Source organism: Pseudomonas sp. NPDC089996 (assembly GCF_044748405.1).
Taxonomy (GTDB): Bacteria; Pseudomonadota; Gammaproteobacteria; order Pseudomonadales; family Pseudomonadaceae; genus Aquipseudomonas.
In genome coordinates, this window is sequence record NZ_JBIVGA010000004.1 from 500,690 (window position 1) to 512,711 (window position 12,022).

Consider the following 12,022-nt stretch of genomic DNA (forward strand, 5'->3'; position numbering starts at 1 on the left):
TTTAATTCAGGCAATAGTGCCGGATCAGGTCACGCAATAGACGCACGGTAGGCTCGATTCGTGACATTTCAAGGTATTCGCCGGGCTGGTGGGCGCAGGCGATGTCGCCGGGGCCCAGCACGATGGTCTGGCAACCCAGCTGCTGAAGATAAGGTGCTTCGGTACCGAACGCCACCGCTTCGGCCCTATGGCCGGTCAGTCGCTCGGCTACTTGCACGAGCTCGGCATCGGCGGCCTGCTCGAAGGGCGGCACCTCCGGGAACAGCGGTGCATAGTCGATGCGCACCTCATGGCGCTCGGCCACCGGCTTCAACGTGTCGCGAATGGCGGCGCGCAGCTGTTCGACATCCATGCCTGGCAGCGGGCGCAGGTCAAACTCCAGGGCGCACTGGCCACAGATGCGATTGGGGTTGTCACCGCCATGGATGCAGCCAAAGTTCATGGTTGGCGTGGGCACGGTGAACTGCGGGTTGCTGAAAGTTGCCTGCCACTGCCGGCGCAGGACCATCAGTTCACCCATCACCTCATGCATGGCCTCCATCGCGCTGTGGCCCAGGCTCGGGTCGGACGAATGGCCACTGCGCCCGAGGATGTCGATACGGTCCATGAGGATGCCCTTGTGCATGCGGATCGGCCGCAGGCCTGTGGGCTCACCGATCACCGCCGCGCGGCCGAGTGGCTGGCCGGCGGCAGCCAGTGCGCGGGCGCCGGACATCGAGCTTTCTTCATCGCAGGTGGCGAGGATCAGCAGCGGTCGCTTGAAATCGTGCTCGAGCAGCGGAATCACTGCTTCGATGATCAAAGCGAAAAAGCCTTTCATGTCGCAGCTGCCCAGGCCAACCCAGCGGCCATCGGCTTCGGTCAGCTTGAGCGGGTCGCTTGACCACAGCTGTTCATCGTAGGGCACCGTGTCGCTGTGGCCCGCCAGCACCAGGCCGCCGGGGCCACTGCCGTAGCTGGCCAACAGGTTGAACTTGCCGGGGCTGACCTGCTGGATGTCGCAAGTGAAGCCCAGATCGCCCAGCCAGCCGGCCAGCAGGTCGATGACCTGGCGATTGGACTGGTCCAGTGCAGGCTGGGTGCAACTGACCGAGGGCGCGGCGATCAAGGCGGCAAACTGGTCTTTCAACGTCGGCAACGGCATGCGCATACTCCTCGGAAGCGTTGCCCATCATAGGACTATCCGCCGTCTGGAATAAACCGTTGCCGGCCGACTCCTGTAGACTGCCGTGCAACGACGCCCCTCTTTCGAGCCTGTGATGCACAAAGAAACCGAACTCAAGCTCCGCGCCAGCCGCGAGACCCTGACCGCCCTGCGCGAGCACCCCTTGCTGAAAAAGCGCAACAAGTCCGGCTGGCAGACTCGCGAACTGACCAACCAATACTTCGACACACCCGCGCGCGAGCTGTCTGCCGCCCGTGTCGCGCTGCGCCTGCGCCGCGATGGCGATGTGGTCATCCAGACCCTCAAATGCCGCGGCCAGAGCGTGGCGGGCCTGTCCGAACGCAACGAGTACGAGTGGCAGCTCGACAAAGCCAAGCTCGACCTGAAGAAGCTCGATGCCACCTGCTGGCCTGAGCAACTGGCGGAGCTTGACAAGAAAACCATCAAGCCGCTGTTCACCACCGACTTCACCCGCGAGTTCGCAGAAATCGCCTGGGGCCGTGGCAAGAGCAAGGTGGTGATCGAGGCGGCACTGGACCAGGGCTTCGTGGTCGCAGGCAAGCAGAAAGAAGAAATCTGCGAGCTGGAGCTGGAGCTGCGCGAAGGCGCCCCCGAAGCGCTGCTGGAGCTGGCCGCCGAGCTGGCCGCCAGCCTGCCGCTGATGCCGTGCGACATCAGCAAGGCCGAGCGCGGCTACCGCCTGCTGGAGCCGGACAGCTACGAGCTGGACATGCCAAGCACCGAACTGGACGCAGAAATGCCCGTGGACGACGCCTTCAGCGCCCTCGCCTGGCAATTGCTGGGTAGCAGCCAGCGCCTGGCCGAGCAATACCGCCACAATGGCCACTGGCGCCTGCTGCAGGACTGGGTGCAGTGCCTGGCCGAACTGCGCGCCGTGGTCGCAAGCCTCGGCCAGGCCGCGCCACGCACCACTACCCGCGAGCTGCGTGCCAGCCTTGATGCACTGCTGGAAGACTGGCGCCCGCTGGTGCAGGCCGGCAATGACGACGAAGACATCCGCCGCGCCGCGCCCGAGCAGTTCATCGAAGAGCTCGAAGACGTACGCTGGGGCCAATTCTCCCTGGAAACCTCGCGCTGGCTGCTGGCCCGTGCCTGGACCCTAGACCGCAAGGGCCGTGGCGAGCGCCAGGGCAAGGCCCAGCTGGCCAGCTGGCTGGCGCACCTGTTGGGCGAGGAAGGCCGCTCGCTGAAGCTGCCACTGTACACCCAGCGCCCGGAAGACCTGGCCGAACAGCTGCCGCGCATCGAACAGCTGCTGGCCTGGCTGCACCATGCCCGCCAGGTGCTCGAAGCACCGCAGATGGACCGCCTCTACGGCGACCTGAAGAAGCTGCATGAACTGGCAGAACTGCCACTGGGCGAAGAGCCTGATGAACTGCTTGAGGCGCGTATCGACCAGGCTCGGGCAGTTGATCAGAGCCGCGGCTGGAAGCACCTGCTCAAGGCCTGATACCGAGTCGCTTTCTTCGCGGGTTCACCCGCGAATAGCCTCACCTCACGAGTGGCAGGCTGGTGGTGGACTTGATTTCCGACAGTGCCACAATCGAGTTCACTTCCTGAATCCCCGGCACGTTCGAAAGTTTTTCGAAGAAGAACCGCTCATAAGCCTCGATATCCGCAGTAACGATGCGAAGCAGAAAGTCCACCGCCCCCATCAGCACATAGCACTCCAGCACTTCCGGAAAGCCACGGATCGCGTCGGTGAACTCGGTGAAGTTGGAGCGGCCATGGGCATTCAGTTTCACCTCGGCGAAGATCTGCGTGTTCAAGCCGACCTTCTTGCGGTCCAGCAGGGTCACCTGCCCACGGATCACCCCTTCGTCTTTCAGCCGCTGAATCCTGCGCCAGCAGGGCGATTGCGACAGCCCCACGCGCTCGGCGATCTGCGCACTGGACAGCGACGCGTCCTCTTGCAGGAGTTCGAGAATACGCCGGTCATAGGCATCCAGTTCGCCTTGCATGAATGATTCTCCAAAATACACGTGTACGAATTGATCAATCTACAGCATTAGCCATTCGGTGGAATCTGCGCAAAATCCGGAAACCCTTTCCCCGGCCTCGATTGGCCAGGCAAGGCTAGCCTTGACCAACAACTTTCCAAGGCATGGACGCCGACGATGCACACGCCCAATGAGCAAGCCCTCGATCTCAAAAGCCTGCTGGATGCCCTGCAAGCCGATCAATACCTGACCGCCGACGATTCATGCCAGGTTCGCGAGCAAGCTGCCCGTTACAGCACTCACCACCCCCTTGAGACCATCGCAGCACTAGGCCTGGAAGATCGCAGCCAGCCCGGCCAGATGCTGAACCTGGACACCCTCTGCCAATGGCTGGCGCAAAAAGTCGGCCAGCCTTACCTGCGCATCGACCCCATGCAACTCGACCTGGCCCAGGTCAATGGCCTGATCTCCCCAGCCTTCGCGCAGCGCCACGGCATCCTGATCGTGGCCAACGACGCCAACGCCATAACCGTGGCCAGCGCCGAGCCCTATCAGCAATTGTGGCAGGCCGACCTCGCACGCAGCCTGGGCAAACCCATCCGCCAGGTGCTGGCCAGCCCGCTGCAGATCCGCCAGCTGGGCCAGTCGCTGTTCCGCCTGGCCCACTCGGTACAAGGCGCGCAGCACCAGCAAGCAACCAGCCTGGGCGAGCTCGAACACCTGCTGGAGCTCGGCAAGCGCCAGGCGCAGACCACGACCGACGATGCGCACATCGTGCATATTGTCGATTGGCTGCTGCAGTACGCCATCGAGCAACGCGCCAGCGATATCCATCTGGAGCCACGTCGCGATCAAGGCCACCTGCGCTACCGCATCGACGGGCTGCTGCACACGGTCTACGCCTTCCCGGCCAGCGTTACTCTGGCGGTGGTCAGCCGCCTGAAACACCTGGGCCGCATGGATGTCGCGGAAAAACGCCGCCCGCAGGACGGCCGAGTGAAGAGCAGCCTGCCTGGCGGCAGCGAGGTGGAGTTGCGCCTCTCGACGCTGCCGACGCCCTTTGGTGAAAAACTGGTGCTGCGCCTGTTCGACCCGCGCCAGTTGCAGGAAGACTTCGACCAGCTGGGCCTGGAAGGCGAGCAGTTGAGGCAGTGGCAAACACTACTGCAGCGCCGCCAGGGCATGCTGCTGGTCACCGGGCCCACCGGCTCCGGCAAGACCAGTACGCTCTACGCCAGCCTCAAACGGCTAGCCACGCCACAGGTCAACCTGTGCACCATCGAAGACCCGATCGAGCGGCTGGAGCCGGCGTTCAACCAGTTGCAGGTGCAGCCTGCCCTGGGCCTGGGTTTTGCCGATGGCGTGCGCGCACTGCTGCGTCAGGATCCGGACATCATCATGATCGGCGAGATACGCGACCGCGAGACCGCACTGGTGGCGGTTCAAGCTGCGCTCACCGGGCACCTGGTGCTCTCGACCCTGCACACCAACGACAGCTGCAGCGCCATTACCCGCCTGCTGGAGCTGGGCGTGGCCGATTATCTGATCCGGGCGACCCTGGGCGGGGTCATGGCCCAGCGCCTGGTGCGCCTGCTGTGCCACGCCTGTCTGGGCCGCCCATCGGGCGATCCTTGCCAGGTCTGCCGGGGCACCGGCTTTCATGGGCGTACGGGCTTGTATGAACTGCTGGTCCCGAGCGAGCGCCTGCGTGCACGGATAAGCGCCAGCACCGATCTGGCCGAACTGCAACGGCAGGCTCTAGCTGAAGGCTTACAGGATTTGCGCAGCTGCGGCGAGGCGAAAGTGGCCCGTGGACTGACCCATTCCGACGAAGTGCTGCGGGTCTGTTCCTGAGCAAAAAACCCTTGTATTCAAGGAACTTGCGACCATTTCTCCAGATCAAAACGGCCATCCCCAACCCTCACCCTCCGAGGTGTTTCATCATGCGTCTCAAAACCGCCATCGCAGCTGCTGCCCTGCTTTCGCTGCCTGTTGGCTCTGCCATGGCCGATACCTTCTGGCGTAACGTAATGACTTCCGGTGCGACCACGGCGTCGAGCTACATCACCTCGCACGACCACAAGCTGGTGCTTGCGGCGCAGGATGACGCGGGCAGCTTCGTGGCCAGTGAGGGGGCGATTCGCGGGCCGTTCCTGGAGCAGGCGCTGCAGCAGGTGCGTGCCGAGAACCCAGGGATGCAGGCTTCGGACATGGAACTGGCCAACGCCATCCTGGCCAGGAATGCGGTAGCCGACTGACCGCGTCGCATCCTTCGCGGGCACGCCCGCTCCCACAGGGACCGCACCGCCTGTAGGAGCGGGCGCGCCCGCGAAGAACCCGACGCCGGCCCCAGCCTTACCGGTAAGCCTCCACCGGCACACAAGCACAGAACAGATTCCTGTCCCCATACACATTGTCGACCCGGTTCACCGCTGGCCAGTACTTGTGCAGGCGTACGTGGGCACTGGGTGCAATCGCCTGTTCCAGGCTGTAAGGCCGGTTCCACGGCGCCAGCACATCGGCCAGGGTATGTGGTGCATGCTTGAGCGGGTTGTCCTCCGCCGGCCAGTTACCGTCCTGCACTTCGGCTATCTCCGCCCGTATCGCCAGCATCGCTTCGACGAAGCGATCCAGCTCGGCCTTCGACTCGCTTTCCGTGGGTTCCACCATCAAGGTCCCTGGCACCGGGAACGACATGGTCGGGGCATGGAAGCCATAGTCCATCAGCCGCTTGGCAACGTCCTCCTCGGTGATGCCGGTCTGCGCCTTGAGTGGCCGCAGATCGAGGATGCATTCATGGGCCACGCGCTGGTTGCGCCCGCGGTACAGCACCGGGAATGCGCCGCCTAGCTGGCTGGCCAGGTAATTGGCCGAAAGGATCGCCACCTCGCTCGCATCGGCCAGCTGCGGGCCCATCATGGCGATGTACATCCAGCTGATCGGCAGGATGCTCGCACTGCCCCAGGGCGCGGCGCTGACCGCACTGTTGTTCGGGTCCAGGCCCGGCACCGGCACCACCGGGTGACTGGCGACGAACGGCTTCAGATGCGCTCGGATGCCGATCGGCCCCATGCCCGGGCCGCCACCGCCGTGGGGGATACAGAAGGTCTTGTGCAGGTTCATGTGCGAAACATCGGCGCCAATGTCCGCCGGCCGTGCCAGGCCGACCTGGGCGTTGAGGTTGGCGCCGTCCATGTACACCTGGCCACCGTGCTGGTGGACCACCTCGCAGACCTCACGGATACCTTCTTCGTATACGCCGTGGGTCGAAGGATAGGTGACCATCAGGCACGACAGTTTATCCCCGGCGGCCTGGGCCTTGGCTTTGAGGTCTGCGAGATCGACGTTGCCGTCATCGTCACAATCGACGATCACCACTTCCATGCCCGCCATCTGCGCCGAGGCCGGGTTGGTGCCGTGGGCCGAGGACGGAATCAGGCACAGCGTGCGCTGGGGCTGATGGCGGCTACGGTGATAACGGGTGATGGCCATGAGGCCCGCGTATTCACCCTGGGCGCCGGAGTTGGGCTGCATGCAGATGGCGTCGAAGCCGGTGATGGCGCACAACCAGCTTTCCAGCTCGTCGATCATCGCCTTGTAACCCGTGGCCTGTGCGGCAGGTGCAAAGGGGTGAAGTTGAGCGAAAGCGGGCCAGGTGATGGGGATCATCTCGCTGGTGGCATTGAGCTTCATGGTGCAGGAGCCGAGCGGGATCATCGACTGGTTCAGCGCCAGGTCCTTGTTTTCCAGCTGTTTGAGGTAACGCAGCATCTCGGTTTCGCTGTGGTGCAGGTTGAACACCGGGTGACTCAGGAACGGCGTGCGCCGCACCAGCGCAGCGGGGATGCCCTCCGGCAGTGCCTGCTGGTCGAGCGTAGTGATATCCAGGCCGTGATCGACTCCCAGGAAAATATCCAGCAGCCGCAGCACGGTGGCTTCGTTGCAGGTCTCGTCCAGGCTTACCCCCAGATGGCCACGCCCCAGAATGCGCAGGTTGATGTGGGCTGCTTCGGCACTTTCGATGATCGCTGCCTGAGCGCCGCCCACGTCCAGGGTAAGCGTGTCGAAAAAGTGCTGGTTGAGGCGCTTGATGCCTTTGGCCTCGAGGCCTGCAGCCAGTACGAAGGTCAGCCGGTGCACACGCTGAGCGATGCGCTGCAGGCCCTCGGGGCCGTGATACACCGCATAGAAACCGGCTATGTTGGCCAGCAGCACCTGGGCGGTGCAGATGTTCGAGTTGGCCTTTTCGCGGCGGATATGCTGCTCGCGGGTCTGCAAGGCCATACGCAGCGCAGTATTGCCACGGGCATCGCGGGACACGCCGATGATGCGCCCGGGCATCGCCCGCTTGTAGTCGTCGCGGCAGGCAAAATAGGCCGCGTGCGGGCCGCCGTAGCCCATGGGCACGCCGAAGCGCTGAGTGGAACCGAGCACCACATCGGCGCCGAGCTCGCCGGGTGGTGTCAGCAGCACCAGGCTGAGCAGGTCGGCGGCTACGCAGGCCAAGGCCTGCTGGCTGTGCAACTGATCAATGTGCGGGCGCAGGTCGCGCACTTCGCCGTGGGTGTCCGGGTATTGCAGCAAGGCCCCGAACACCTGGTGACTGGCGAGGTTATCCACAGTGTCGATGATCAACTGGAAACCAAACCCTTCAGCACGGGTTTTCAGTACCGACAAGGTCTGTGGATGGCAGTGCTCGTCGGCAAAGAAGGCATTGCTCTTGTTGCGCGCCACCCGCTTGGCCAGGGCCATGGCCTCAGCAGCGGCAGTGGCCTCGTCGAGCAGTGATGCATTGGCCAGCGCCAGGCCGGTGAGGTCGATGACCATCTGCTGGAAGTTCAGCAATGCCTCCAGGCGGCCTTGGGCGATTTCGGGCTGATACGGTGTATAGGCCGTGTACCAGCCGGGGTTTTCCAGCACGTTGCGCAGGATGACGGTGGGCGTGACGGTGCCGTGGTAGCCCATGCCGATGAGGCTGGTCCACACCTGGTTCTGCTCGGCGAAGCCAGCGAGCCTGGCCAGCGCAGCCTGTTCATCCAGGGCCGGTGGCAGGTCGAGGGCACGGTTGAAGCGGATGCCTGGCGGCACGGTCTGCTCGATCAGCTCGCTGCGGCTTTTCAGGCCAAGGGTGCTGAGCATTGCCTGCTGCTCCGAGGCATCGGGCCCCAGGTGGCGGCGCAGGAAAGGGTTGAGCTCTTGCAGTTGATGCAGGGATGGCGACTGGGACATGTCGACGCTCTCTTCCTAGACCGGGTCTCATGGAGACTTATAAGTCTAGGAAGGATTGCCGCTTTTGCAGGGCTATTGCTGGGGGCGCTTTGCGCCCCTTTCTCGACGCAAGGCCGCTCCTACAGGAGGTTGCGATCGCTTGTAGGAGCGGCCTTGTGTCGCGAAAGGGCTGCAAAGCAGCCCCAATATCGTCAATTACTCGCCGATGGCGGCTTTGTAACCGGCAGCATCCAGCAGTTTGTCCAGCTCCGACTTGTCGCTTGGCTTCAGCTTGAAAATCCACGACTCGTAGGGTTCTTCGTTGAGCTGTTCCGGGCTGTCGGCCAGCTCTTCGTTGACCGCGATCACTTCGCCGGAAATTGGGGCATAGATATCGGAAGCAGCCTTGACCGACTCGACCACGCCAGCAGCGTCGCCAGCGCCGAATACCTTGCCGACTTCGGCCAGCTCCACAAACACCACGTCACCCAGCGCTTGCTGGGCGTGGTCGCTGATGCCGACAGTGACAGTGCCGTCAGCTTCCAGGCGTGCCCACTCGTGGCTTTCGGCGAAACGCAGATCGGCGGGGATAGTGCTCATGTCTTGAATTCCTCGTTTGGGTCAGCGGTTCGGCCCGCCGTTGAATGTTCAGATCAGAATCTTGCCGTGGCGCACGAAGGTCGGTTTGACCACCCGCACCGGGTACCATTTGCCGCGGATCTCGACCTCGGCGCGGTCACCGGTGGCCATGGGCACGCGCGCCAGGGCGATGGACTTGCTCAGCGTAGGCGAGAAACTACCACTGGTGATCTCCCCTTCGCCAATCCCGGCGACACGCACCACCTGGTGAGCACGCAGCACGCCGCGCTCTTCCAGCACCAGGCCAACCAGTTTTTCCTGCACACCGCGCTCGATTTCCGCCAACAGGCCGGTACGCCCGATGAAGTTGCGCTGGGCCGGCTCCCAGGCGATGCACCAGCCGAGGTTGGAAGTCAGCGGGGTATGGCTGTCGTCGATGTCCTGACCGTAGAGGTTCATGCCGGCTTCCAGGCGCAGGGTGTCGCGCGCGCCCAGGCCGCTCGGCGCGATGCCGGCGCCCACCAGGTCGTTGAAGAATGCCACGGCCTCATCGCCCGGCAGGATGATTTCCAGCCCGTCTTCACCGGTATAGCCGGTGCGGGCGATGAACCAGTCACCTTCGGCAACGCCCTCGAAGGGGCGCAGCTCACGGATCAGCGCAGCACGAGCCGGGCTCAGCAGCGCAGCGACCTTCTCACGGGCATGGGGCCCCTGGATGGCAAGGATGGCCAGGTCGGGACGAACCTCGATCGACACATTGAAACTGGAGGCCTGCGACTGCAGCCAGTCGAGGACCTTCGCCCGCGTGGCCGCGTTGGTGACCAGGCGGTATCCGTCCTGGGTGCGGTAGACGATCAAGTCGTCGATGACCCCGCCGTCTTCGTTGAGCAATGGGCTGTAGAGCGCCTTGCCGGTAACGTCGAGACGGGCCACGTCGTTAGCCAGCAGACGCTGCAGCCAACGCGTGGCGTCGTCGCGAGCGATGTCGATGACCGTCATGTGGGATACATCGAAGACACCGCAGTCACTGCGCACCTGATGGTGCTCCTCGACCTGCGAGCCATAGTGCAGCGGCATGTCCCAGCCACCGAAATCGACCGTCTTGGCGCCAAGCGCCAGGTGCAAGTCATACAAAAGCGTGCGCTGTCCCATGGGTTTCTCCTTCCGGGCGTGGCGAAGCGGCGGCGGTCGATGACGTTTGATCGTCAGCTCTTCTTGTAGGACCCGCCGCGCGAATGCCGCGCATTGTAGCCGCAAGGGCGCAAGCTGGCATCCTCAGTGACTGTGACCCGGGCGACGGGCTGAACGGCGGATCAGCCCGATGACCGGCAACAGTCCAACCAGCACCAGGGTCAGCGCCGGCAACGAGGCCCGCGCCCATTCGCCTTCGCTGGTCATCTCGAACACCCTGACTGCCAGGGTGTCCCAGCCGAACGGGCGCATCAGCAAGGTGGCGGGCATTTCCTTGAGCACATCGACAAACACCAGCAACGCGGCACTTAAGGCTCCGGGCACCAGCAGCGGCAGGTACACCTTGAAAAACAAACCCACACCACCGACGCCGAGGCTGCGCGAAGCCTCCGGCAATGAAGGCCGGATACGTTCCAGGCTGCTCTCCAATGGTCCATAAGCCACGGCCATGAAACGCACCAGATAGGCCAGCAGCAAGGCGGCCAGGCTGCCCAGCAACAGCGGCTTGCCTGCACCGCCCAACCAGGTCGACAACGGAATCACCAGCTGGTTATCCAGGTAACTGAAGGCCAGCATGATCGACACCGCCAGCACCGAGCCGGGCAAGGCATAGCCCAGGTTGGCCAGGCCGACGCCAGCGCGGATGCCACCTGTCGGCGCCTGCCGGCGGGCAAAGGCCAGCATCAAGGCCACGCAGACGGTGATCAGGGCGGCCATGGCGCCCAGGTACAAGGTATGCAGCACCAGGCCGATATACCGCTCGTCCAGATCATGCCGACCGCGCTGCCAGCACCACACCAGCAACTGCAGCAGCGGAATGACGAATGCACAGGCGAACACCAGCAGGCACCAACCGCTGGCCAGCAGCGCCTTGATCCCACGCAGGTGGTAGAGCGCCTGCCCGCGCGGGCGCTCGTTGCCGCTGCGGGTCGCGCCACGGGCGCGGCGCTCGCCGTACAGCACCAGCATCACCACCAACAGCAGCAGGCTGGCCAGCTGGGCCGCGCTGGACAGGCTGAAGAAGCCGTACCAGGTCTTGTAGATGGCCGTGGTGAAGGTATCGAAGTTGAACACCGCCACTGCGCCGAAGTCGGCCAGGGTCTCCATCAACGCCAGGGCGATGCCGGCACCAATCGCCGGCCGGGCCATCGGCAGGGCTACCCGCCAGAAGGCTTGCAAGGGCGACAGGCCAAGGACCCGTGCGGCCTCCATCAGGCCCTTGCCCTGGGCGATGAACGCGGTGCGCGCCAGCAGGTAGACATAGGGATAGAACACCAGCACCAGGACGATGATTACCCCGCCGGTGGAGCGCACCCTTGGCAGGCGCATGGGCCCGAACACCTCGCGCAGGGCGCTCTGCACGGGGCCGGCGAAGTCGAGCAGGCCGACGAAGACAAAGGCCAGCACGTAGGCCGGGATGGCGAACGGCAGCATCAGCGCCCAGTCGAGCCAGCGCCGGCCAGGGAACTCGCAGAGGCTGGTGAGCCACGCCAGGCTGACGCCGAGCAGGGTGACGCCGATACCTACGCCGACCACCAGGGTCGCGGTATTGCCCAGCAGGCGGCTCATCTGGGTGTCGAGCAGGTGCGACCAGATCTGCAGGTCGACCGACTGCCAGGACAGCAGCAGCACGCTCAGGGGCAGGAGGACCAGGGCGGCGGTCAGGGTGACCGGGAGGTACCAGCGGCGTTGGGGGGTATGGGGCAAGTTGAATGTCTCTGTGGCTGGTTTGCGACCGCTTTGCGGTCGTGGGGGGGGGGGGGCGCCCCCCCCCCCCCCCGGGGGGGGGGGGGGGGGGGGGGCCCCCCCCCCCCCCCCCACACGGCCGCTCCTACAAAGAACAGCGCGCGGCCTGCAAGAAATGAATATGTTCTATTTGGCAGAGCGAGAGTGGATGTGAGCAAACGAGCCTTTAACT

Annotated in this window: 9 protein-coding genes; 3 read left to right on the top strand and 6 right to left on the bottom strand. The window is 64.2% G+C overall.

Annotation, left to right across the window (positions count from 1 at the left end; all coding sequences use genetic code 11):
* Position 1: 1 nt before the first annotated feature.
* Entirely contained in the window at positions 2 to 1,144 is a 1,143-nt protein-coding gene (gene argE / locus ACIPW4_RS10100) for an acetylornithine deacetylase (protein ID WP_400657208.1), read from the bottom strand.
* A 115-nt stretch (positions 1,145 to 1,259) separates the two neighbouring features.
* Between argE and ACIPW4_RS10105 the strand changes: the two genes are divergently transcribed.
* Positions 1,260 to 2,636, top strand: coding sequence for an inorganic triphosphatase (locus tag ACIPW4_RS10105; protein WP_400657210.1), 1,377 nt, complete (start codon positions 1,260 to 1,262; stop codon positions 2,634 to 2,636).
* Positions 2,637 to 2,676: 40 nt separating this feature from the next.
* Here ACIPW4_RS10105 and ACIPW4_RS10110 read toward each other — a convergent pair whose 3' ends face one another.
* Positions 2,677 to 3,147, bottom strand: coding sequence for an Lrp/AsnC family transcriptional regulator (locus tag ACIPW4_RS10110; protein ID WP_400657212.1), 471 nt, complete (start codon positions 3,145 to 3,147; stop codon positions 2,677 to 2,679).
* 156 nt (positions 3,148 to 3,303) lie between these two features.
* Between ACIPW4_RS10110 and ACIPW4_RS10115 the strand changes: the two genes are divergently transcribed.
* Entirely contained in the window at positions 3,304 to 4,980 is a 1,677-nt protein-coding gene (locus ACIPW4_RS10115) for a GspE/PulE family protein (protein ID WP_400657214.1), read from the top strand.
* A gap of 89 nt (positions 4,981 to 5,069) precedes the next feature.
* A complete protein-coding gene (locus ACIPW4_RS10120) occupies positions 5,070 to 5,384 on the top strand; it encodes a DUF2388 domain-containing protein (RefSeq protein ID WP_400657216.1) in 315 nt (104 codons plus the stop codon).
* A gap of 97 nt (positions 5,385 to 5,481) precedes the next feature.
* Here the strand turns inward: ACIPW4_RS10120 and gcvP are convergent, their stop codons facing one another.
* From gcvP to ACIPW4_RS10140, 4 genes are all read right to left on the bottom strand, one after another.
* Positions 5,482 to 8,355 carry an aminomethyl-transferring glycine dehydrogenase gene (gene gcvP / locus ACIPW4_RS10125; protein ID WP_400657218.1) on the bottom strand — a complete coding sequence of 958 codons (2,874 nt, stop codon included), beginning with the start codon at positions 8,353 to 8,355 and terminating at the stop codon, positions 5,482 to 5,484.
* A 195-nt stretch (positions 8,356 to 8,550) separates the two neighbouring features.
* Positions 8,551 to 8,934 (bottom strand): glycine cleavage system protein GcvH, encoded by a 384-nt coding sequence (gcvH, locus tag ACIPW4_RS10130; protein WP_400657220.1) that lies wholly within the window; start codon positions 8,932 to 8,934, stop codon positions 8,551 to 8,553.
* Positions 8,935 to 8,982: 48 nt separating this feature from the next.
* Positions 8,983 to 10,065 (bottom strand): glycine cleavage system aminomethyltransferase GcvT, encoded by a 1,083-nt coding sequence (gene gcvT / locus ACIPW4_RS10135; RefSeq protein WP_400657222.1) that lies wholly within the window; start codon positions 10,063 to 10,065, stop codon positions 8,983 to 8,985.
* Positions 10,066 to 10,188: 123 nt separating this feature from the next.
* Positions 10,189 to 11,811: an ABC transporter permease gene (locus ACIPW4_RS10140; RefSeq protein WP_400657224.1), complete on the bottom strand. Its 1,623-nt coding sequence runs from the start codon at positions 11,809 to 11,811 to the stop codon at positions 10,189 to 10,191.
* Positions 11,812 to 12,022: the final 211 nt, after the last annotated feature.

Coding starts and splice junctions, on each gene's coding strand:
- argE (WP_400657208.1), bottom strand. CDS start 1,144: ATGCCGTTGCCGACGTTGAAAGACCAGTTTGCCGCCTTGATCGCCGCG.
- ACIPW4_RS10105 (WP_400657210.1), top strand. CDS start 1,260: ATGCACAAAGAAACCGAACTCAAGCTCCGCGCCAGCCGCGAGACCCTG.
- ACIPW4_RS10110 (WP_400657212.1), bottom strand. CDS start 3,147: ATGCAAGGCGAACTGGATGCCTATGACCGGCGTATTCTCGAACTCCTG.
- ACIPW4_RS10115 (WP_400657214.1), top strand. CDS start 3,304: ATGCACACGCCCAATGAGCAAGCCCTCGATCTCAAAAGCCTGCTGGAT.
- ACIPW4_RS10120 (WP_400657216.1), top strand. CDS start 5,070: ATGCGTCTCAAAACCGCCATCGCAGCTGCTGCCCTGCTTTCGCTGCCT.
- gcvP (WP_400657218.1), bottom strand. CDS start 8,355: ATGTCCCAGTCGCCATCCCTGCATCAACTGCAAGAGCTCAACCCTTTC.
- gcvH (WP_400657220.1), bottom strand. CDS start 8,934: ATGAGCACTATCCCCGCCGATCTGCGTTTCGCCGAAAGCCACGAGTGG.
- gcvT (WP_400657222.1), bottom strand. CDS start 10,065: ATGGGACAGCGCACGCTTTTGTATGACTTGCACCTGGCGCTTGGCGCC.